Source organism: Nocardia lijiangensis NBRC 108240 (assembly GCF_001613045.1).
In the GTDB taxonomy this organism is placed as follows: Bacteria; Actinomycetota; Actinomycetes; order Mycobacteriales; family Mycobacteriaceae; genus Nocardia; species Nocardia lijiangensis.
Map to the genome: position 1 here is coordinate 1 of NZ_BDBP01000029.1, position 20,916 is coordinate 20,916.

General features: G+C 68.0%; 23 protein-coding genes and 1 pseudogene. 9 read left to right on the forward strand and 15 right to left on the reverse strand.

From position 1 onward, the window contains the following. Positions 1 to 862, reverse strand: an 862-nt coding sequence (locus NL1_RS11440) for a polyprenyl synthetase family protein (RefSeq protein WP_067837698.1), incomplete at its 3' end; no start/stop codon positions are given. A gap of 278 nt (positions 863 to 1,140) precedes the next feature. Here NL1_RS11440 and NL1_RS11445 point away from each other — a divergent pair. Continuing rightward, positions 1,141 to 1,806, forward strand: a complete 666-nt coding sequence (locus NL1_RS11445) for a cyclase family protein (protein ID WP_067837702.1) — start codon at positions 1,141 to 1,143, stop codon at positions 1,804 to 1,806. A 46-nt stretch (positions 1,807 to 1,852) separates the two neighbouring features. Here NL1_RS11445 and NL1_RS11450 read toward each other — a convergent pair whose 3' ends face one another. From NL1_RS11450 to NL1_RS11460, 3 genes are all read right to left on the reverse strand, one after another. Further along, the gene (locus tag NL1_RS11450) at positions 1,853 to 2,176 is read right to left on the reverse strand and encodes a hypothetical protein (protein ID WP_067837704.1); all 324 of its coding nucleotides are present in this window, start codon (positions 2,174 to 2,176) and stop codon (positions 1,853 to 1,855) included. Positions 2,177 to 2,254: 78 nt separating this feature from the next. After that, positions 2,255 to 2,695 (reverse strand): DUF6640 family protein, encoded by a 441-nt coding sequence (locus tag NL1_RS11455; RefSeq protein WP_067837708.1) that lies wholly within the window; start codon positions 2,693 to 2,695, stop codon positions 2,255 to 2,257. A gap of 50 nt (positions 2,696 to 2,745) precedes the next feature. Then, a complete protein-coding gene (locus NL1_RS11460; RefSeq protein ID WP_067837711.1) occupies positions 2,746 to 3,849 on the reverse strand; it encodes an FAD-dependent monooxygenase in 1,104 nt (367 codons plus the stop codon). 222 nt (positions 3,850 to 4,071) lie between these two features. Between NL1_RS11460 and NL1_RS11465 the strand changes: the two genes are divergently transcribed. Next, a complete protein-coding gene (locus NL1_RS11465; protein WP_067837714.1) occupies positions 4,072 to 4,797 on the forward strand; it encodes a TetR/AcrR family transcriptional regulator in 726 nt (241 codons plus the stop codon). A gap of 158 nt (positions 4,798 to 4,955) precedes the next feature. Here NL1_RS11465 and NL1_RS11470 read toward each other — a convergent pair whose 3' ends face one another. Next, positions 4,956 to 5,309, reverse strand: coding sequence for an ArsR/SmtB family transcription factor (locus tag NL1_RS11470; RefSeq protein ID WP_067837717.1), 354 nt, complete (start codon positions 5,307 to 5,309; stop codon positions 4,956 to 4,958). A 118-nt stretch (positions 5,310 to 5,427) separates the two neighbouring features. On the opposite strand from NL1_RS11470, the pseudogene NL1_RS39370 reads away from it, so the two are divergent. From NL1_RS39370 to NL1_RS11485, 4 genes and pseudogenes are all read left to right on the forward strand, one after another. Further along, positions 5,428 to 6,075: pseudogene (locus NL1_RS39370) on the forward strand (energy-coupling factor ABC transporter permease); the annotation flags it as partial. A gap of 30 nt (positions 6,076 to 6,105) precedes the next feature. Beyond that, positions 6,106 to 6,492, forward strand: coding sequence for a PDGLE domain-containing protein (locus NL1_RS39375; protein ID WP_245673194.1), 387 nt, complete (start codon positions 6,106 to 6,108; stop codon positions 6,490 to 6,492). After that, on the forward strand, positions 6,493 to 7,254 hold the full coding sequence (cbiQ, locus tag NL1_RS11480; protein WP_067837720.1) for a cobalt ECF transporter T component CbiQ: 762 nt from the start codon (positions 6,493 to 6,495) through the stop codon (positions 7,252 to 7,254). Beyond that, the gene (locus tag NL1_RS11485; RefSeq protein WP_067837723.1) at positions 7,239 to 7,970 is read left to right on the forward strand and encodes an energy-coupling factor ABC transporter ATP-binding protein; all 732 of its coding nucleotides are present in this window, start codon (positions 7,239 to 7,241) and stop codon (positions 7,968 to 7,970) included. Before cbiQ ends, NL1_RS11485 begins: the two co-directional genes overlap by 16 nt. A gap of 70 nt (positions 7,971 to 8,040) precedes the next feature. On the opposite strand, the gene NL1_RS11490 is transcribed toward NL1_RS11485, so the two are convergent. Beyond that, positions 8,041 to 8,475, reverse strand: a complete 435-nt coding sequence (locus NL1_RS11490) for a VOC family protein (protein ID WP_067837726.1) — start codon at positions 8,473 to 8,475, stop codon at positions 8,041 to 8,043. Between the two features lie 395 nt (positions 8,476 to 8,870). On the opposite strand from NL1_RS11490, the gene NL1_RS11495 reads away from it, so the two are divergent. Beyond that, positions 8,871 to 9,467 carry a TetR/AcrR family transcriptional regulator gene (locus NL1_RS11495; RefSeq protein ID WP_067837730.1) on the forward strand — a complete coding sequence of 199 codons (597 nt, stop codon included), beginning with the start codon at positions 8,871 to 8,873 and terminating at the stop codon, positions 9,465 to 9,467. 47 nt (positions 9,468 to 9,514) lie between these two features. Beyond that, entirely contained in the window at positions 9,515 to 11,257 is a 1,743-nt protein-coding gene (gene kstD, locus NL1_RS11500; protein WP_067837732.1) for a 3-oxosteroid 1-dehydrogenase, read from the forward strand. Between the two features lie 71 nt (positions 11,258 to 11,328). Here kstD and NL1_RS37470 read toward each other — a convergent pair whose 3' ends face one another. Together NL1_RS37470 and NL1_RS36405 are read right to left on the reverse strand one after the other, a co-directional pair. Further along, complete coding sequence (locus NL1_RS37470; protein WP_156094806.1) at positions 11,329 to 11,535, reverse strand: hypothetical protein; 207 nt, start codon at positions 11,533 to 11,535, stop codon at positions 11,329 to 11,331. A gap of 162 nt (positions 11,536 to 11,697) precedes the next feature. Beyond that, the gene (locus tag NL1_RS36405; RefSeq protein WP_084510498.1) at positions 11,698 to 11,859 is read right to left on the reverse strand and encodes an ATP-binding protein; all 162 of its coding nucleotides are present in this window, start codon (positions 11,857 to 11,859) and stop codon (positions 11,698 to 11,700) included. 8 nt (positions 11,860 to 11,867) lie between these two features. On the opposite strand from NL1_RS36405, the gene NL1_RS40010 reads away from it, so the two are divergent. Further along, the gene (locus tag NL1_RS40010) at positions 11,868 to 12,107 is read left to right on the forward strand and encodes a hypothetical protein (protein WP_084510499.1); all 240 of its coding nucleotides are present in this window, start codon (positions 11,868 to 11,870) and stop codon (positions 12,105 to 12,107) included. A gap of 371 nt (positions 12,108 to 12,478) precedes the next feature. On the opposite strand, the gene NL1_RS11510 is transcribed toward NL1_RS40010, so the two are convergent. The 7 genes from NL1_RS11510 to NL1_RS11540 form a co-directional block, all read right to left on the reverse strand. Beyond that, a complete protein-coding gene (locus NL1_RS11510) occupies positions 12,479 to 13,543 on the reverse strand; it encodes a magnesium and cobalt transport protein CorA (RefSeq protein ID WP_067837903.1) in 1,065 nt (354 codons plus the stop codon). 130 nt (positions 13,544 to 13,673) lie between these two features. Then, positions 13,674 to 13,997, reverse strand: a complete 324-nt coding sequence (locus NL1_RS11515; RefSeq protein WP_084510500.1) for a helix-turn-helix domain-containing protein — start codon at positions 13,995 to 13,997, stop codon at positions 13,674 to 13,676. Between the two features lie 299 nt (positions 13,998 to 14,296). Beyond that, positions 14,297 to 14,581 (reverse strand): hypothetical protein, encoded by a 285-nt coding sequence (locus NL1_RS11520; RefSeq protein WP_067837738.1) that lies wholly within the window; start codon positions 14,579 to 14,581, stop codon positions 14,297 to 14,299. 53 nt (positions 14,582 to 14,634) lie between these two features. Then, a complete protein-coding gene (locus tag NL1_RS39910; RefSeq protein ID WP_084510501.1) occupies positions 14,635 to 16,206 on the reverse strand; it encodes an HD domain-containing phosphohydrolase in 1,572 nt (523 codons plus the stop codon). 98 nt (positions 16,207 to 16,304) lie between these two features. Beyond that, positions 16,305 to 17,630 (reverse strand): tetratricopeptide repeat protein, encoded by a 1,326-nt coding sequence (locus NL1_RS11530; RefSeq protein WP_067837742.1) that lies wholly within the window; start codon positions 17,628 to 17,630, stop codon positions 16,305 to 16,307. A gap of 86 nt (positions 17,631 to 17,716) precedes the next feature. Continuing rightward, on the reverse strand, positions 17,717 to 19,348 hold the full coding sequence (locus tag NL1_RS11535; RefSeq protein ID WP_067837744.1) for a DUF4331 domain-containing protein: 1,632 nt from the start codon (positions 19,346 to 19,348) through the stop codon (positions 17,717 to 17,719). Between the two features lie 197 nt (positions 19,349 to 19,545). Continuing rightward, the gene (locus NL1_RS11540) at positions 19,546 to 20,796 is read right to left on the reverse strand and encodes a diacylglycerol/lipid kinase family protein (RefSeq protein ID WP_307622462.1); all 1,251 of its coding nucleotides are present in this window, start codon (positions 20,794 to 20,796) and stop codon (positions 19,546 to 19,548) included. Positions 20,797 to 20,916 lie beyond the last annotated feature (120 nt).

Below are 20,916 nucleotides of genomic sequence, written 5' to 3' on the forward strand. Positions count from 1 at the left end.
CCAGCTCGCGCGTCGCGTCCACGGCGCCGCTGTCGCGCACCAGCGCCGCCGCCTCGGCCGCCTCGGCGGCGGTGAGATTCTCGTGCCGCAGCTGCGCGGCGAGACGTCCATTCGGGTGCTGTCGCAACGCGATCAGCACCGCGTGCGAGAACACCCCGGCTCGCAGATCGGCGCCGGTCGGCTTGCCCAGGCTCGCGGCGTCGCCGACGAGATCGAGGAGGTCGTCGGTGAGCTGGAACGCGATCCCCAGCTCCCGCCCGAAACGGGAGAGCGCACGGACGTGGGCGGGATCGCAGCCGGCCAGCTCCGCACCGAGACGGCACGGCAGCTCGAACAACGTGGCCGTCTTCCTGCGAAGGATCCCGACATGCTCGTCGGCGCCGAGCTCGGTGTCGTACACGTGCTCGGTCTCGCGGAGCTGACCGCTGCACACCGTGAACGCCGCCTCGGTCGCGGCTGCCACCGCGGCCTGCGGCAGCCGCGCGAGCACGGCCATCGCGCACGCGAGCACATGCGTTCCGGCGGCCGCCGCATCGGTATTGCCCCATCGGGAATTCACGCTCGGCGCTCCGCGTCGGGTCGCCGCGCCATCCATCACATCGTCGTGCAGCAACGACGCGACGTGCACGAGTTCGATTGCGGTGGCGGCGTCGACGAGCAGCTCGTCGGCGGCACGGCCGAGGCTCGCGGAGAGGAAGAGCAACCGCGGGCGAAGCCGTTTGCCGCCGTGCCGGATCAGCTCAGCCGCCATCCGGCGCAGGTCCGGGTCCCGCGTTGCCACGGCCTCGTGCATCGCGTCGTCGAGCCGGGCGGCCCATCTGCTGTCGCTCGAAAGCGGCACGGTCTCCGGCGGCGAGGACATCCCGGCTCCTCTCAGAACCCGGCCACGACCTCGACATTGCTCGGCGAATCCAGCACTACCTGCTGGACCTCCGGACGACTCGCGACCGCGATCAGCGGTGGTATCGATATCCGAGCTGCGACAGCATGGTTGAGCCAGAACCAGCGGATCTCACGCCCACCCGCCGCGGCAAGTGTATCGACTACCGCTTGGGCTCTAGGCCGAATGCCCGACGCAGTTCGCCTTCGCCCGGACCTCCGGCGGTATCAACGACCTTGCCGGCCGGTACCGTCCCTAGCATGAGCAAGGCGATCGTGGAGCTTTCTCATCCGATCTCGGACGGCATGCTCACCTACCCGGGTCTGCCGCGGCCGCGTGTCACCACGGATATTTCGCGGGAGCAGTCGCCGCTGGTCGACATGACCTACGACATCGGACGCGTGGATATGGTCGGCAACACCGGGACCTATATCGAGGCGCCCTTTCATTTCCATGCCGAGGGCGCCGATATCGCCGAGCTGCCGCTGGAACGTCTGTTGAACGTGCGGATCGTGATGATCCGCGTGGCGGGTTCCGGCGCGGTGGGACCGGATGTGCTCGGCGACCCGGCGCGACTGTGGGGCAAGGCGGTGCTCGTGCACACCGGATGGTCGGCGCGGTGGGGTTCGCCGGCGTATCTGGGCCCCGGGCATCCGTTCCTGGTCGGCGAGGTCGCGGAGGCGCTGGTGGCGGCGAATGTGGCGCTGGTCGGCATCGACTCACTCGATATCGACGACACCTCGCTGCCGACGCGGCCGTGTCATCACACGCTGCTCGGTGCGGGTATCCCGATCATCGAGCATCTGACGAACCTGGACGCGGTCCCCGACACCGGCGCCCGGCTCGTCGCACTGCCCGCACCGGTGCGGGGGATGGGCACGTTCCCGCTGCGCGCTGTCGCGTGGACCGATCACGGCGGTGGCTGATCGCCGCCGCACACCGGAATCGACGAGCACGCCGTGCAGATGTGCATCAGCCGCAACAGAAGGGGTTGTCGCACGGCTCGCCGATTTCGCTGCCGTAGGCGACGAAGCCGCGGATGGGCGCCAGGATCTCCTCGACCGTCCCGGCGCCCAGTGACGGGACGGAAGGGTCGGCCGGTCTGCCCCACGTGGCAGGCGTGTCATCGATATCGAAACGGCGCAGCCCGTCGACGAAGAGCGTCCAGAGCGGGTGATCGGGGAAGCCGTTGATCCGCAAGATCCACCATGAGCCGTCGACGAACGCCGCGACCGGGAAGTGGGCCTTTCCGGTCCGTTGCCACCGAGGTTGTGCGGTCAGCTCCGGGTGCGACATTCCCACAGTCTGCTCGATCGCCGTTCACCCGTCACCCACCGCCGTTCGGATGAAGTGTGGGACCGGGACAGCAATCGGTCAGTACCGGGCCGAATCCGCACGCCGCCAGGACGCCGCGATCGCGCCGAGTAGCGCTGTGAGAAGGATCAGCGCCATAAAGACCTGTCCGTGCAAGCCGAGAACGAAAAGAGTCCGATCGGCGAACTCGGGATCGTAGGTCGCGGTATCGGGGAACAGCAGCGCACCGGTCATCCCGAGCCACGGGGTGGCCACAACTGCTGCAGCGCATAGCGTCCGGCCGTATGCGTCCCGGCCCGGTCGCAGGGCCAGCGTCCGGCCGATGACGCCGAGGAGCACCGTCATCACCATGTATTGAGCGTCGTGGAACTTCGCATGCGGCGGCCAGTTCGGGTTGAAGGCGTGCTGCACGGCGAGGTCGGGAATGACCAGGTCGGCGAGTACGGCGCTGACCATCGTGATCACCGCTACTGCGGCGATCACGATTCGAGGCAAAGGCATCGAGCAGGACCTCTCGTCTCTCAGAGGGTGGATCGGGTGTTTCGGGCAGGTCAGAGCGTCCAGGAGTAGGCGGGCGTTATCGAACGACCGAAGAGTGCGCTGGGTAGGAGGGGGAGCACGGTGTCGCGTAGCGCGGTCGCCAGTGGTGAGTTCCAGTGCGCGGGTGCGCCGACCCGGCGCGAGAGTTGGGCGATCATCTGGGTGCGGGGCCTGCGGAGGCGGTCGTATTCCTGCAGTCCCGCGTCGACGCCGAAGGTGTCCACGGTGGCGGCCAGCGTGACGGCGTCCTCGAGTGCTTGGCAGGCGCCCTGCCCGAGGTTGGGGGCCATGGCGTGCGCGGCGTCGCCGAGAATCGCGACTTTCCCGCGGACGTAGGTGCGCAGGTTCGGTAGCTCGTGGGTGTCGTGCTGCAGGACGGCATCTGGGCGTGCGGCATCGAGTAGGGCTGGGACGGGATCGTGCCAGCGCGCGAACCGCTCACGAAGTCGATCCAGCCCCAGACGGGATCCGGCTGGGGCGTTACCCATCAGATAGCAGTAGACACGGCCGTCGGGCATCGGAATGTAGCCGAAACGTTCACCTCTACCCCACATTTCGACACTGCCCTCGACGGCGTGGGGCGCGGTGAGCAGGCGCCAAGTGGTGTACCCCAAATAGCGTGGGCCAGCGGCGTGCGGCCAGAGCGAGTATCGGGTCACGCTGTGCACGCCGTCGGCGCCGATCACGAGATCCGCGGTGGCGGTGCCGCCGTCGTGGTGGACTGCGCCGTCGGGCAGGACCTGCCGCACGGTGGTTCCCGGTCGCAGGACATGCGCGGGGAGGGCCGCGCGCAGGATGTCCACCAGTGCGGCCCGGTGAATGATCGCCCACGGGCCGAATCGCCGTTCGAGTTCTTCGATGTCGTTGCGGATCAACCAGGCCCCGTTGACGCCTCGGATGCCCTGCGGCGGGCCGGCCGGTCCGCCGGTGCGCAGGAGGTCACCGAGGCCGAGCGTGTCCAAGGCGCGCAGCCCGTTGGGCTGGATCGACAGCCCCGCACCGATTTCGGTGATCTCCGGCGCGCGTTCGAGCACCTTTACCTGCCAGCCACGTTGGTGGAACGCCACCGCAGCGGCCAGCCCGCCGATGCCGCCGCCCACGACGAGCGCCTTCATCGCCGACCCTCGCGACCACAGGCCGACCCGACACAGGCGCGCATCCGAGCGGATCTGGATTGCCGCCACCACACCGCGATCGTGACCACCACAACCGCCAGAAGTACCCACCACCAACGTTCCACGCGCACTCCTTAGAGCCTCTAAATTATTTAGAGACATTAAGACACCATAGATGCTCTAGAATGTCAACGAGTGCGGTGAACCAGCAGAAGGGTGACGATGTCAACACAGACCGCCGGAAGGCGCGAGCGGCTACGCAAGGCCACCCTGAAGGAAATCCACGAGGCAGTACGCACACTGCTGGTCGAGCAGGGGCCGGCCGCGGTGACCATCAACGCGGTAGCCCGGCAGGTCGGGATGAGCGGGCCGGCCCTCTATCACTACTACCCCGGCCACGACGCGCTGGTCGGCGCGGTGACCGCGGACTTCTTCGACGACCTGGCCATCGCCATGGAACAGGTCCGCGACGCCCGCGCCCGCGCACCGGTCGGCGAGCGCATACTGGCGGTCTGCCGCGCCATGCGCACCTGGGCGATCACTCACCCGGCAGAGTTCGGCTGGATCTTCGCCGCCCCGATCACCCCATTGAACCGGCAACCGGATTCCGAACGCCACCGGGCCGGCCAGCGGTTCGAACGAGTGCTGCTGGACCTGACGATCGAGCTCTGGCAGACACGCCCGTTCCCGGTACCCGACCCGGCAGAGCTGCCCTCGTCCTTACGCGAACAGCTGATCACCTACTCGGCCACAATCGGCGAACAGCTACCACCCGCAGCCGCGCACGTGTTCCTGTCCTGCTGGATCCGGCTCTACGGCCTGCTGTGCATGGAAGTCCTGCACCAGCTCGACTTCGCCTACTCCGACCTCGAACCGGTCTACGAAGAATGCCTCCGCGACCTGACCGGCATCCTCGGCCTGGCACCCACCGACCAACCGACCACATGAGCATCTCTGCTCCGTATCTGCCCCGGTCCCATGCTCGATACCGAACTCAGCGGCCAGCGCGAGGGCCGTCCGCCAGGTGTTCGACACCGACCTGGGACTTACCCGCCCAGGAGCCGAGGCGCCCGATCGAGCTCGAGTTGCACGCGCCCGAAGAACCCCTAGAGCGGGCTCGGTTCGGAGGCGTGGGGGGCGCCGATCCAGTGCAGGAGTTGATGGACGGTTTCGTCCGCGAGGCGGTAGCGCACGATGCGGCCGCTCTTGGATGCGGTGACCCAGCCCTGGTAGCGCAGCAGCCGCAGGGCGTGTGACGCGGCGGTCGCCGTCATCCCGACGGCGGCGGCGAGGTCGGTCACGCTCTGGTCGGGGGTGTGGTGCAGGCACACCAGCAGACGGAGCCGATTGACGTCGGAGAGCAGGTCGAATCGGCGGGCCCAGTGTTCGATACCGGCCACATCCAGGCCGGGCGCTGGGGGCCGGGCGTGTTCGGGGTCGAGCGGGAGGCTTGCGGGCACGGTTCTACTCTGCCGTTCTCTCTTGGCCGGGGCCAGTCATCGCGAATGCTCACATATCGGTCCACTTGTACATATATTGCGAGTATCGTATCGGGAGGTGAGCTACACCACATCGGCCATGCATATGAGCGATGGCATCATCGACGCACCCACTTCTGTGATGTTCACCGTCGTCGCAGTTGCGGGCTTGGGGATCGCAGCATGGCGCGCGCGTGCCGAACTAGACGAGCGCGCCGCTCCGATGGCAGGTCTGGTGGCCGCGTTCATCTTCGCGGTGCAGATGGTGAACTTCCCGATTCTGCCCGGCGTGAGCGGACATCTATTGGGCGGGGCGCTGGCCGCGATCCTGGTCGGCCCCTACGTGGGGGCGCTGTGTGTGGCGATCGTGCTGGTTGTGCAGGCACTGCTGTTCGCCGACGGCGGGTTGACCGCACTGGGGACGAACATCACGAATATGGCGCTGGTCGGGGTAGCGGCCGGGTACTTCGTTGCGCGCCGGCTACTGCCTCTCGCGCCGCGGCAGGGCGGGATCGGTGTCGTCGCCTTCGTTGCCGCATTGGCCGGAACCGTCCTTGCCGCAATGGGTTTCGTTGTCGAGTACGCGATCGGCGGGGCCGCGGGGTCCACCGTCGGCGCGGTCGCCTGGTACATGCTGGTCACCCACACGCTGATCGGTGTCGGGGAGGGGATCATCACCGCGATCACCGTCGTCGCCGTCGTCAACGCCCGCCCCGACCTCGTGTATCTGCTGCGTGCCACCGACCGGACGGCGGCGCCGTCGCGTGTTGCTCTGTCGATGAACGGATTCCTGTTCGGTTTCGCCGCGGTCGCGGTGCTCGTCGCGGGGCTGTTGTCGTATGTGGCGAGTTCGCAGCCGGACGGCCTCGATGCGACGACGCAGCGTGGCTGCACCATAGTCGAGGTCGACGGAGCCGAGGAGTTGCACGGTGAGTGCATCGCCCAGAACACAGGCGATCACGCACTGGCGGATTCGCCGCTGGCCGACTACACGATCGGCGGTGACGACCGGCTGACCGGCGTAGCGGGCGTGGTCGGCGTCGCCGCGGCCTTCGCCGCGCTCTTCGCGGTGGTGCGCATCATCAGAGCGGGACGATCGAATCATCCAGAGGCCGCACGTGTTTCGGAGAACCGAGACCGGTCGCCCGAACAGGAGTCCACGTAGGTGACCTCCGTCAGCCACCGGCTGTACCTACCCGGCAACTCGCCGGTGCATCGGACACCGGCCGAAGTGAAGATCGCCTGCGCCACGGTCACGGTTTTCGCCGTGGTCGCAACGCCGCGGGAGATGTTCTGGCCGTTCGCTGCCTACGCGGCCGGACTGATCGCGCTCTGGCGCGTGGCGCAGATCCCGCCGCGGTGGATCGCGCCGCGGCTGCTCGTCGAATTGCCGTTCGTCGTGTTGGCGATTCTGCTGCCGTTCGCCGCCGGCGAATCCAGAACGACGTTGCTCGGGCTGTCGCTGTCGACGACCGGTCTCTATGCCGCCTGGGGGATCATTGCGAAAGGAACCATCGGGGTAGGGATTTCGCTGACAGTGGCGGCCACGACGAGCGTCCGCGAGCTGCCCGCCGGGCTCAGCAGGCTCCGCGTGCCCGGCATGATCGTCACGATCGTCGTGCTGATGCTGCGCTACGTGGACGTCATCGCCGACGAGGCGGCGCGCATGCGCCTTGCGCGAGTCTCGCGTGGCGACGACCCGCGTACGATACGTCAGATCGGCGCGACGGCACGCGGCGTCGGCAGCCTGTTTCTGCGATCCTACGAACGAGGCGAACGGGTTCACTTGGCGATGCTCTCGCGGGGTTTCACCGGCACGATGACGGATTTCGGCACGCCCTCGGGCACCCGCGGGCAACGCTTGCTCGCCTGCGTTCCCGCCTTGGCCGCGGTGTGTGTCTGTCTGGGCGCATGGGTCGTCCGGTGAACGAGCCGGCGGCGTCCGCCGTCCGCGTCGTCGACCTGGCCTTCGCGTATCCGGATGGGACCGGTGCGCTGCACGGGCTGAATCTCGACATCGCCGGTGGGGAGCGGGTCGCGGTTCTCGGACCCAACGGCGCGGGCAAGTCCACCCTCATGCTCCATCTCAACGGTGTGCTCAGCGCGAGCTCCGGCGAGGTGTACATCGGCGATACGCGTTTGGACCGCAACACCGTTCGGGCCATCCGCCAGCGCGTCGGTGTGGTGTTCCAAGATCCGGACGATCAACTGTTCATGCCGACCGTCGAACAGGATGTCGCGTTCGGACCGATCAATTTCGGCATGCGCGGCGAGCGTCTCACCGAGAGTGTGCGCTTCGCGCTCGCCGCGGTCGGAATGTCGGATCGCGCCGATCGCTCGCCGACACGCCTGTCGCTCGGCGAACGCCGCCGCGCCGCGCTGGCCACCGTACTGGCTTGCCGTCCGGAGGTGCTCGTCCTCGACGAACCGGCCGCCAACCTCGACCCGGTAGCCCGCCGCGAACTCGCCGACATCCTGCTGGCCCTGCCGACCACACTCGTCCTGGTGACCCACGACCTGCCCTACGCCCAGCGCATCTGCGACCGCGCGGTGATCCTGGACAGCGGACGCATCGTGGCGGACGGTCCCATCGACGAAATCCTCTGCGACACCGACCTTCTCGCCCGGCACCGCCTCAGCTAGTTGCTGTTGCCGGGTTCTGGGCCATCCGACTGCCCGAGAACCGCGCGATATGCCCGGGGATTCGAGGGCATCAGTCGAGACAGAACTCGTTGCCCTCGATGTCTTGCATCACGATGCACGACTCGTTGTGGCCATCGGCGGACAGCAGTCGCACGCGTACCGCGCCGAGGGTGATCAGTCGTGCGCACTCGGCTTCGAGTGCGGCGAGGCGCTTTTCACCCACGAGGCCGGTGCCGACCCGCACGTCGAGATGCACCCGATTCTTGACGACCTTGCCTTCGGGAACGCGCTGGAAATACAGTCGCGGGCCCACTCCTGACGGATCGACACAGGCGAACGACGAACCCTGACGCTGAGGCGGCCGCAAGCGATCGAAATCGTCCCACGTAGTGAACCCCTCTGGTGGCGGCGGTACCACGTAGCCCAACACCTCGCACCAGAAACGAGCGACGCGCTCGGGTTCTGCGCAGTCGAAGGTGACTTGGACCTGCTTGACCGATGCCATCGATCCACCATAAGGGCGCGTGCCGGGCACCGAGACCCCCGACATCGACCTGAATTCATAGCTTGACGCGCCCGCTCACAGCTCGATGTGGCCCTCACCCTCGGCCATCACCGCCTCGACCTCGCCGAGGGCCTCGTGCAGTTCATCGATGGCGCTGGCCAGCACTCGGGCTGGATCAGCGGATTTGCCGACCAGGCTGCAGAATTCGGCGCGCTGCGGTGCCTTCTGCGCAGCAGCGAGCTCGGTATCCCGAGTGGATCGCGCGTCCGCTCGTGCCGACGCTATGCCCGAAACCGCAACTCGATGACATCGAAGCCCATATTGACAGACTCTGTCATCTCGAGTGAGACTTTCGTTGATGGTTCGTCGTTCGGTTATCTGAAGGGTGGTGGGCGGTGTCTTTGCGTGATCGGCAGCGTCGTCGGGTTCGCGACGATATTCAGCGGGCGGCCTACAGGTTGTTCGCGCGGTCGGGGTTCGAGGCGGTCACCACCGAGCAGATCGCGGCGGAGGCGGGGGTTTCGCCGAGCACGTATTTTCGGCATGTGCGCAGCAAGGAGGATCTGCTGCTGGAGCCAGTGCGCGAGGGTGGTGCCGGTATCGCCGGTTTGTTGGAGGCGCGCCCCGGAAGCGAACCGGCCGATGTGGCGTTGGCGGGGGCGATCCTGGCTCGCTCGACGTCGTTGGCGGTCGAGGAGCTCGAGCAGTGGCGGGCGGCGTTCACGACCGCGCCGCATCTGCTGGACCGTGTCGCGTTGATCCCGCCCGATCATCGGGCCCGGTTGGTCGAGCTCGTCGCCCACCGGATGGCACGCGATCCCGAGACCGATCCCACGCCGGGGCTGTTGGTGCATCTGATGCTCGCGGCCGCGGAGTTCGGCCTTCTGCAATGGCTGCGCGGCGGCCACGACCCGGCGGTGTCGCTCCCGGTATGCGTGGAAGCCGCCCTCGCTGCGGTTCAGGACCCCCGATGGCGAACTGACACAGCCTGATCCACCCGGCTCTCAACGACTTTGACGGATAGGAAACTCCACCAGTCATGCGACAGGACCACAGCGACATCGACACCGTGGACGTGCTGGTGGTCGGCTCCGGCGCCGCCGGAATGACCGCCGCGATCACCGCTGCCCACAACGGACTCTCCGTACTCGTCATCGAAAAGGCCATCCACTGGGGCGGTTCCACCGCCCGCTCCGGAGGTGGGGTATGGATTCCGGGCAACACCGTGCTGCGCGGGGAAGCACCCGACGATGACCTCGAGGCCGCGCGCACCTATCTGACCGCGATCATCGGTTCGGTGGTCGACAAGGACAAGATCGACACCTATATCGACCACGGTCCAACAGCTTTCGACTTCCTCACCGCCCACAGCCCGCTTCGGATGCGTTGGGTGCCCGGCTACAGCGACTACTACCCCGAAGCCGCAGGCGGGCGCGCCCATGGCCGATCCGTCGAACCCGCCCCCTTCGACGCCCGAGTGCTGGGTGGAGAGTTGGCCACCCTCGAACCCGACTATTCCAAGGCGCCCCGCAACTTCGTTCTCACCCAGGCCGATTTCCGTCAGATCCACCTCGGCCTACGCAACCCCCGCGCACCCTGGCGCGCGATCCGTATCGCCGCACGCTGGCTCACCGCCCGCATCCGGGGCCAGCATCTGCTCGCTCGCGGCCAGGCGCTGAGCGCCATGTTGCGCAAAGGGATGCTCGACGCCGGAATCCCGCTGCTGCTCGACACCCCGCTGCTCGAACTGACCATCACCGACGATCGAGTCACCGGCGCGCGGGTGCGTCGCGGCGGAACCGAACAACAGATCACCGCACGCTCCGGGGTGATCCTGGCGTGCGGCGGATTCGAACGCAACCACGCCCTACGCCAGCAGCACCAGCGCGCACCCATCAGCGCGGACTGGACCGTCGGGGCCGCCGCCAACACCGGCGACGGCATCGCCGCCGGTGCGGCCGTGGGCGCGGCCACCGGTTTCATGAATGACGCCTGGTGGGGGCCGTCGATCCCGCTGCCCCGCCAACCGTGGTTCTGTCTGGCCGAACGCAACCTGCCCGGCAGCCTCATCGTCAACGACCGCGGCGTGCGGTTCATGAACGAATCACTGCCTTACGTCGATGCCGTGCACCGCATGTACGGCGGCGACCACGGACAAGGCGAAGGCCCCGCCGAAAACCTGCCCGCCTGGCTGATCTTCGACCAGCGCTACCGCAACCGCTACCTGTTCGCAGGCCTGCCCCCACGACAACCCCTGCCCCAACGCTGGTTCGACACCGGCGCCCTTACCCGCGCCGCCACCATCGGCGAACTCGCCGACAAGATCGGCGTCCCCGCCGACCGACTCACCGCCACGGTGGCCCGATTCAACACCTTCGCCCGCACCGGCATCGACGAGGACTTCGGTCGCGGCGAAAGCGCCTACGACCGCTACTACGGCGACCCCCGCCAACACCCCAACCCCAACCTCGGCGCCGTGGCCACCGGCCCCTACTACGCCGCCCGCTTGGTCCCCGGCGACCTCGGCACCAAAGGCGGCCTGCTCACCGACACCCACAGCCGCGTCCTGCGCGCCGACCACACCGTCATCGAGGGCCTCTACGCCGCGGGCAACACCGCCACACCCGTCATGGGCCACACCTATGCCGGACCCGGCGCCACCATCGGACCCGCCATCGTCTTCGCCTACCTCGCCGCCCACCACATCGCCACCACCGCGCACTCGGCACCGACCACCGCTGCGGATCAGAACAACGTGTCACGCACCCGCAACGGCCGGTAACCGGTCGAGCCCGAGCGCGAAGCAGCAACTACACGAACATCGTTGTTTTCTGCGCCGTCTCTACGGCCCCGTCAGGCTGCTGGGCGGTCGGCTGGTTGATGGTGGCGGTGACGATTCTCGATCAGGTCGAGCAGGCCGTCGACCGCGGCCAGTGAGGACCATGGGTTGCGGCAGACCAGGTCCGGGTGGTCGTCCGACAGTGCGATGAAGACGGAGTCCGCCGACGACCAGTACACATGGATGGACGATAGGCAGATCTCTCGAGCGAAGGAACTCATGATTGTCGTATGCCCCCTGAACGAGTAGCGGCCCTGAGCTGACAGTCAACACGGCAACCGTCATGGTGGGCATCGCCATTAGCGATTCCTCGACAGCCGCGCACCGAATATTTCCGTTGTCTTGGCGCTACAGCGGTATCTGCTCGGCGACGCGGACCGGGGTCACGACTGCTCGGCTTTCGGCACGGTGACGACCATGGTCAGTCCGCCGCCGGGCGTGCTGTCGGGGGTGATGCGGGCTCCCATCGCCTCGGCGAGTCCGCGGGCCAGCGCAAGGCCGAGGCCGACCCCGTCGCCGTTGCGCCGGCATCGTGTCGGTGTCATCGGCGACGGTGAGCACGGGCGAACGGTCGGAGGGGCCGAACAGCACGGTGAGCCAGAGCCATGCCGCGATCAGCCACCCGAACAGCGAGGGCTGGGCCACGGCCGTCGCGGTGGTGAGTACGGCGCCGACCTCGGTCACGAACATCACCGGGTTGCGCCACAGTGTGCGCGGGTCGAGTTTGCGGAGCGCCTCGGGCAGCGTCGTGATCAGCTGCCGTGGTTCGAGCACGCCGGCCGCGACGCGATGACTCGTGCGGGTCGGCTCCGGATTCGGGCGCTGAGCGATAGGGAGTGTGTCGAGTGCCATCAGCGCTTCTCCTGCCGGATTGTGATCACGACGTAGACGGCCAAGGCAAGCCCGAGGAGCAGGGCGATAGCTATTTCGATTGTCACGGGCGGCGTCACCAAATCCTCGATGTCCGGGCGATATTGGGACCGAATTGAACGCCGATCCGGCGACCTGTGACAGCACTGTTGACGCTCTACCGCCGCCGTCACCACGAATCCTTTCGGAATCCACACGCGGCGAGTTCGTTGCACGGAAATCGGCTGGTTCCTACGGGGGATCAGCTACCGGCCGCGGCCGCGGATGCCGGATCCGAACGGATGGCCGCCGGGTTCAGAGCCATTCGATGCGGCGGAAGACGACCCACAGCGTGCCGCAGAGCGTGGCCATGAGCGCGAGCACGGCCGGGTAGCCCCAGACCTGCCGCAGTTCGGCCATGTGTTCGAAGTTCATGCCGTAGATCCCGGCGATCATGGTCGGGACGGCGAGGATCGCGACCCAGGCGGAGATCTTGCGCAGATCGGTGTTCTGCTGCACGGCCGTTTTCGCCAGGGCAGCGCCGATGAGGGCGCTGAGGGAGTCGTCGAAGTCGTTGATGCGTTCGGCGACGGTGGTGTGATGGTCGGCGACGTCGCGCAGATAGCGGCGAACTTCCTTGGGCAGCGGCGTTTCCGGCTCGCTGAGCTGATGGAGCGGAGCGGCGAGGGGCTTGACCGCGCGCCGGAGTTCGACGATTTCCCGTTTGAGCTGATAGATGGGTTCGATGGCGATCCGGCGGCGCGGGGTGAAGATCTCCTCTTCCATGACGTCGACGTCGAGCTCGACCGCCTGGGTGACCTCGATGTAGGAGTCGACGACGAAATCGGCGATCGCGTGCAACACGGCGCCGGGGCCCAGCTGGAGTCGCTGCGGGTGAGCCTCGAGATCGCGGCGGACACCGGCGAGGCCGGAGTGCTCACCATGGCGGACCGCGACGACGAAGTCGGGTGCGGTGAAAATGAGGATTTCGCCGGTCTGCACGATTTCGCTGACGCTGTGCAGTTCGTGCTCGACGTAGGCGACGGTGCGCATCACCGTCACGAGAATGTCGTCGTAGCGTTCCAGTTTCGGCCGTTGATGTGCTTTCACCGCGTCTTCGACCGCCAGTGAATGCAGCCCGAAGGTCTGCGCGATGTCGCCCATCTGCGTCTCATCCGGTTCGTGCAGCCCTACCCAGACGAACCCGGCACCGCGTTCGCGGACCTCGGCCAGCGCCGCGGAGTGGGTGAATGTGCCGGGGAGCCGCTGCCCGTCGATGTAGACCGCGCAATCGACGATCGCCCGGGCGGTGGGCACCGGGACCTTCGGCGCCACCGGAACCTGCCGCTCGGAACGGCGGAACGGCGGGAGCTGCGGAATGTGTGACACCCTACGATGCTAGTCGGTTGCTTGTATTGCCGTGAGATCTCGTTTTACGGCGTCTACCAGCTATTCAGCTCTCAACCATGATGATTGCCGACGCCACTACGGCCCGGTGGCCACCCTCGACTCACTCCGCGCCGAGGGCATCCCCGAACAGCGCGTCCCATGTGTCCTGGTGCGACAACACGGCGACGGTGCGCAGCCCGTGCCCGGTCAGCGCAAAGGTCTCGGTCATCGGATACCGCTGATCCAGGCTTCCCGCACCGTCGCTGGCGACCAGCCCGTGCGCCGCCAGCATCCGCAATCTGCGCACCACGGACCGGTACCCGCCACCGATGTCGTTGAGCTCGGCCACCGTTCGAGGCCGACGCGAGAGAGCATCGAGCAACTCCACCACGTGCGGGTGGCTGAGCACCTCGCGCAACCTGTCCAACTCGGAAACACTGATCATCGGCACGACTACCTCGGGGGTGCATACGTTTTCGGCTCCGTGAGGGTACGGAGGGCCGCGACGAACGGGGCGTTTCCTTGACGAAATCTTGCGAGGCGCTCCCGCACTTTTGACACATTCTCTGCGGGGTTCGGCAGACATGAGCGAAGCCTCGTGGCGCGTTGTGCACCACGAGGCTTCAGGTATCCCGACCTCGATCTTCGTCCGGGGTGGAAGATCTCAGCGCTCGCCGGGCTTGTGGCCGTGGTTGGCCGATCGTTTGGACATGGGAGTCGGCTGCCTCTCGGTTTCTTGTGCGGTCAAGCGGTGGGGTACTGCTGGTTGGTCCAGGCGGCCAGCCGGGCTCGGGCACGTGAATTGCGCACCAGCGCAGCCGGTCGCGCCGGTCGAATGCCCGCGTAGTAGCCGCCGTTGACGACCGGGGCGCCGGAGGCGCTGTACATCGCCAGCAGATCGGCGGCGTCGTCCATCGGCGCTTCCACATGGCTGCGGAGCTGAGGCATATCGATTTCGAAGTCGGCCGGGTGAACGCTCACCGCCGTCAGTCCCTCGGGACCGGTCTCGGCGAGTGTCCGCGTGAACATGGTCAGCGCGGGTCGAGGTGAGCCGCGTGGCGGCAGCCGCCGCCGCGGCCTGTTCAATCGGGTAGCAGGCCGTGCTCCATGGCGAAGACGGCGGCGCCGGCGCGGGTGCGGCGGCCGGTCTTGTCGTAGATGTGTGCGAGGTGATGCCCCACCGTGCGCTCGGACAGCACCAGTTCCTCCGCGATCAGACGGTTCGACAGCCCGCGGGCGGCGAGCCGCAACACTTCGACCTCGCGTTCGGTGAGGCCGCAGGGGAATTCCGTGCGCGGCTTGCGCAGACCCGCCGCCTCCACGACCGCGGCGCAGGCGGTCATGTCCAACCTTCCCGCGGTCGCCTCCGCGAGGAGCATCCGTGCGGCGTCATCGGGAGAAAAGGCGATGCGGTGCGGTCGCGGCTCGGTCAGCGCAGCGAAAACATCTGCGGCCGCGAGGATTCGGGCCGATCTCGACAGGTCGTGGCCACCGACGCCGCGGTGATAGCCGCTGCCGTCGAGACGTTCGTGGTGGCCCGCCGCGATCTCGCGCAGATCGGCAAGGCCCGGGCACCGTTGCAGCACCCGGTCGGTCCAGTACGTGTGCAGCCGAACGCGTTCCCAGTCACCGAGTCCGAGCGGTCCTGGGCGATCCCAGATGGCCGAGGACACCGCGGTTCGGCCGATGTCGTGCAACAGTGCCGCGGCGCGGAGGGTATCGAGATCGGCGGCGCCCATTCCGGACAACCCGGCGGCGCCGCAGGCGAGATCGGCCACGTGCGCCGAATGCCCGAGCAGCCAGCGCCCTTTCAGGTCGACGACGACGGCGAGTGCGAGGCACAGTTCCATCCGTTCGGCGGGCCGGATGTACAGCGGAACCCCGGGCTCGGCGTGCATCACCGCGGCGAGTACGTCCGGCACGTCGAGGCAGTCCCACACCTCGCCCGCGGCGAACGAGTTGACCACCTCCGGGTCGAGATGCCCGCCCGCGCGGCGCCGTAGCTCGTCCTCCGCGCCGCGACGTCCCCGGCCCACCGCCGCGAGTACCGCCTGCTCGGCGACGTGAACGATGCGTCCTGGCAGTGAGATCTCTTCTCCCCGAAGGCGTTCGGGTGCACCGAGGCCGTCCCAGCGTTCCTTGACCTCGGTGAGCGCGACCACCGCCGCGTCCGGCAGGCCGAGCCGCGGTCCGAGCGCACGGCTGACTTCGCACACCGATCGGACCGCCGTGGATCGCTGCGTGGGCGTCGCCTTGACGAACCGCTCCCGCACCAGCGGCTGATCCCCGGGCGCCCAGGAGCCGAACTGCTCCAGCTGCGCGGCGAAGACCGGTGCGTCGCCGCGGTCCAGCACGTGGTACGCCTGCTGGAAAGCTATGTCGTCGGCGAACGCCGCGGCGTTCTCCGATGCTCGGCTGGTGCACCCGACCGCGCCGAGCAAGGCGGCATGGAAGACGACGCGCCGGTCGGCTTGGTCCAGACCGATCCGCTGTGCCAGTGCGGTCGCGAGCAGGCAGGTAGCCAGCCCCTTCTCGAAGGGCGCTCCCGTCGCCAGGTCAGTGGTCAGCGACAGCGCCGCCAACACTTCGGTTACCCGGATGGCCGCGGGTAGATCACCGCTGCCGGTGCCGAGACGGGGGGAGGAGTCGGACACCCTCCTACCGTATCGCGGGTCGGCTCAGCCCCGAATCGCATCGCGTGACGCCCGAGTGGATCCGGCGGACCGGTCGACGCGGGCGTGTCCCCCTCGGGTCATCGGGCGCCGAGCGCCTCGAGGGCCTGTCGGGCTCGGGGAGCGTGCAACGGCGAGAAGTACGGGTTGATCCGCAGCGCCTCGGACAGTGCGCCGGCGGCCTGATCGGCCTCGCCCAGCGCCGCGAGGATCATGCCGCGATGGTAGGCGAGGGTGGCGCTGCGCCAGCCCAGGGCTGCCGCCCGGTCGGCGTAGACGATCGCTTCGGCATCGCGCCCCGCCTTGTGCAGCGACCAGGCGAGCACGTCGGAGGTGATGACGCTCTGCCTGCGGCCGAACTCCAGCTGCGCCAGCCGCACCGCCTCGACCGGGTCGCCGTGTTCCGCGGCGAGCTGAGCGGCGTCCACGTACTCGGTGGCTCCCTGTTCTTCGAGCCGGCGGAACTGGTCGGAGACCTCCCGATACTTGGCGGCTGCCTCGTCGGGCCTGCCCGCGGCCTCGAAGAGCTCGCCCAACTCGATCAGGTACTCGGGCAGGGGCGCGCTGACGGTCAGCGCCGTGTACTCGGCGATGGCCCGGTCGAGATCGCCGCGGGCGGCGTATGTCTTGGCCATGCCCTGTTGCAGCGCCGCGTCCGCCGGGTTCGCCAGAAGGCCGGAGCGATAATGACTTTCGGCCTCGTCGAGATTGCCGGTGTGGAACGCGAGCTCGCCGAGGTGGTAGCGGCAGAAGGCGATCTGGTCGGCGGTGTTCGCCGCGTTCAGCGCCATCTGCAGCGCCTGCCGGGCCTCGTCCGTGCGACCGCGCAATTCGAGGTCGTAGGCGGCGCGGGTGAACGACGGAACGCCGGGACGCAGGTCGAGCATCCGCTGCACGGCCGCGCTCGCGGCGTCGGCCTCACCGAGTTGGGTCAGCGCATCGATCAGCACGCCGTAGACGTCTGCGCTGTCCGGTCGCAGCGCGAGGGCTTGTTCGGCGTAGCGGCGCGCGGGGATGAAGTCGTGCCGGGCGTTGGCGAGCGCACCGAGCCCGGTCAGCGCTTCGGCATTGCCTTCGGGCTTCAGCTCCAGCGATCGATCCAGCGCCCGCTGCGCCTCGCCGTAGTTCTCGGGATCGCCGGTCACCCGGGCCAGCTCGACATAGGCGGCGCCGAGACCGGCCCAGCCGATCGCGTTGCCGGGCACGCGATCGAGTTGTTGCCGGGCCTGGGTGATCTGTGCGACCAACGGGCCGCTGGGATCGCTGGGGTCGGTGGTGGCGGGCTGCGCTGCCGGGGAGTCGTCGGGCAGCGCCGCGGTCACTCCCAGTGCGGCGGCGATCGTGGCGGCCAGAACGAACAGGATGAGTCGAGGCTTACGGAGGGTGCGGGAAAGAAGTTCGGACATCACGAGTCCTTCGGGATATTCGTGTGCGAGAAGAGGGGATCGTTCCGGCGGCGGGCCCGGATCGGGCCCGCCGCCGGAACGTGATGTCAGGAGCTCGGAGGCGGGGTGGACACCGATGCTCGGCGCGCCCGGCGGCGGATCAACAGCCAGCCGCCGCCCGCGACCGCCGCACCCACGCCGACACCGGCCGCGACGAGCAGCACCGGGGGCATGCCGTCGTCGGCCTCCTGCGGCACCGTGACGGCCACGTTGGTGGTCGCGTTCGTCGTCTTTGCCTGGACCGTGCTCTTGCCCGGTGACGGCAGCGCGACATACGGGAAGCTGTCGGAGAACGACACGTCGTTGACATCGACCGCGTCCCCGGCGGCGAGCGCGTCGACCGGTTTGCCGGTCTGCGCGGCACCCACCATGGCCTGTAGCGCGATGTCGACCACGTCGTCGCTCAGCCGTCGGCCGTTGGGGAACCCCTGGAGGTCACCGCCGATGACACCCAATCGGTTGGGCTCGGCGGTCACCGGCACCGACATGTTCAGGCGCAGCATTTCCGACGGCTGGAACGCCGCGGCCTGCGCGTCGGCATTGAGGATCTGCGAGTTCAGATCCGCCTGGATGGGCGGTGCGCTGCCGTCCAGGGTCGGCGCCTTCTTCGCGATCCCGGTGAGGAAGATTTCCACCAGATCGTTGCGCGGGGTCGCGGGTGCGGGCACCTTGTACAGCGCCTCGATCAGTTTCGGCAGCTCGGGATCGGTGACCCGCTGGACGACCTCGGGAATCGTCGCGTCCTTGCTCGGCGACAGCCCGTTGAAGGCGTCCTTCAGCGCGACCGGGACGACGACCTCGTTCACGAGCGGGTTGCCCAGCCGCGACACCTGCACGAACTCACCGACCGCTGCCGCGGCGCCCGGGCTCAGTTGCATGGAGCGGCGCTCGGTGTCGCTCCACACGCCGATCACCGGGTTGCGCGCCGGGTCGTTGCGCAGGGCGAGGTCGCGCTTCGGTACCTGCAGGACAACGGTGTTGACGTTGTACCCGGCGAGGGTGTCGGTGCCGACCTCGGACAGGTCACCACCGTAGAGCAGATCGAACACGCGCAGGTCGAGGAAGAACGGGTCCTCCGCGGCTCCGACGTAGATCGAGCCGCCGCCCGGCAGATTCGCGGTCGCCTGCTTGCGCAGCTGACCGTAGTCCGGCATCGAGGCCGGACCGGTGAACGACGGGGCAGCCTGCCCGTGCGCGATCGGTCGCCAGTCGTTCGCGCCGTGACTGACCGACACCGTGTAGTTCTGACGGAACAGCAGGTTCTCGTCGTTCAGTCCGGTGACCGGACCGTTGTTGTACAGGAAGGTGCTGCCTCCGCGCCGATCATCGGTCGCGAAGGTGACCCGATAGGTGATGTCGGGCTTCCCGTTGCCGTCGTTGTCGATATTGAGGTCGTAGTTGGCGTCGGTGGCCCAGGGATAGAAGTTCGGGCCGCCGTTGGGTTCCTGCAGCCCGAACCAGTTGGCGACAATTGTCACGGTGTCCGGATTGTCGGGGCTGGCGAACGCATAGACGTCGGTGTTGTCCACCGTCGGATCGGCGGCGACCAGGGGAGCCTCGCGGTGGCTGGAGGCGCCCGCTGTCTGCAGCGCGGGGCCTCCCACTGTGCTGAGCGCGAGGACACCCACACCCAGGAGGATGCCTGCGGCACGCGTGCCGCGGCGGAGTGGACGGGACATGAGTTTCCTTCGACAGGTGCGATGAATCTGCGCCGGAGCGCGATCGGCCACGGCGCGGAAGATGGATTGGCAGGCAAGGCAAGGCGTTTCAGGTGCGCCTTTCGAACCTCCGATGATCGGCGTTTATCGAGACCGTGCTGCCAATGGTGATCGCAGGGCCGTCCGGCCACATCGGTCGATCGACCTATCTCGGTTCCTCAGCGACCCGCGAGGTCGCGAAGCCGTATCCAGTCGAGTGCGGGTGCGGCGAGGCGTATCCCCGGGCGTGTCTTCGGGACCCGTACTCGCAAAGCCTTTGGTTCGATGACGCATCGCACGGGGGTGTCCAGGAGGAGCGATTCGCCGTCGACTCCGACGGGGATCTGCGCGGTGTCGGCGTCGACGACGACTTCGACCGCGGTTCGTTGCGTCAGTCCGTGACTGCGGGTGCGGCCGAGCAGCCCGACGGCCTCGCGGGTGTTCGCGACCGAGAGCGTGACCACGCCGAGTACGCCGCGGTCGAGCCGGTCGCGGCGGCTCAATCCGGCCAGATCGCTGGTGCCGTAGGGGTTGTTGCTCACCAGGATCGCCTGCGGTCCGGCGACTGTCGTGTCGCCGATTCGGGCGGTGAGCCGGGCGCCGGTGTCCCCGGCGAGCAGGTCGGGGAGCAGTCGCAGGACCGTCGCGGTCTTGTCGTCGCGGTAGGCGGGGCTGCGCACGACTTCGGCGTAGACACCGAACGAGGCATTGTTGACGAAGGGCCTGCCGTTGATGGTGCCGAGGTCGACACGGATCTCGACGCCGTCGTGGATCGCATCGAGGCACGACGCGGGGTCGGTGCGGTCCAGGCCGAGATCCATCGCGAAGTGGTTGCGCGTTCCGGCACTGATCACCAGGAACGGCAGGCGGTGTTCGGCCGCGACCCCGGCCACGAGGGCTTGCGTACCGTCGCCGCCCGCGACCCCGAGCAGGTCCGCGCCGCGTGCGACCGCCTGCCGGGCCGCGGCCACGACGTCGATGGTGTCGGGGCCTTCGAGCAGAAGAACTTCGGCGCCGAGTTCTTCGGCTTTGCGGCGCAGGTCGAATTTCGCGACCTTTCCGCCGCCGGAGTGCGGATTCATGATCAGGAACGGGTGTTGCGGTGGTGGAGCCGGATATTCGGTCGCCGGTATCGGCATGCTTCCGCCGCGCAGCGCGGCGCGTGCGCAGATCATGGCCAGCAGCATCGCCGCGCACGAGAGCAGGACCACCCACAGCAGTTGTGCGCGCACGAAGACGACCACGACGACGATCGGCGCGAGCACCGCAACTCCCAGCGCTATCCCTCTGAACACTCCGCGCCTGGCCAGGAACCAGTACAGCGCGGCCACCGTGACGACGACGCCGCCGGTTCCGACGATGAGCAGCCCGAGTGTGCCGAGCACCCCGGCGACCAGCACCGGCACCGCGGCCGCCACAGTGGCGAACACGAACGCTGCCCGCGCCGTCCAGCGTCGGGAAGGAGCGCCCGAACAGCTCACCGTTCGGCCCGCCGACTACTCACGGCGGCAGCGGGGGTGGGGCGAGCGGATGGTTCGTGGTTCATGGTG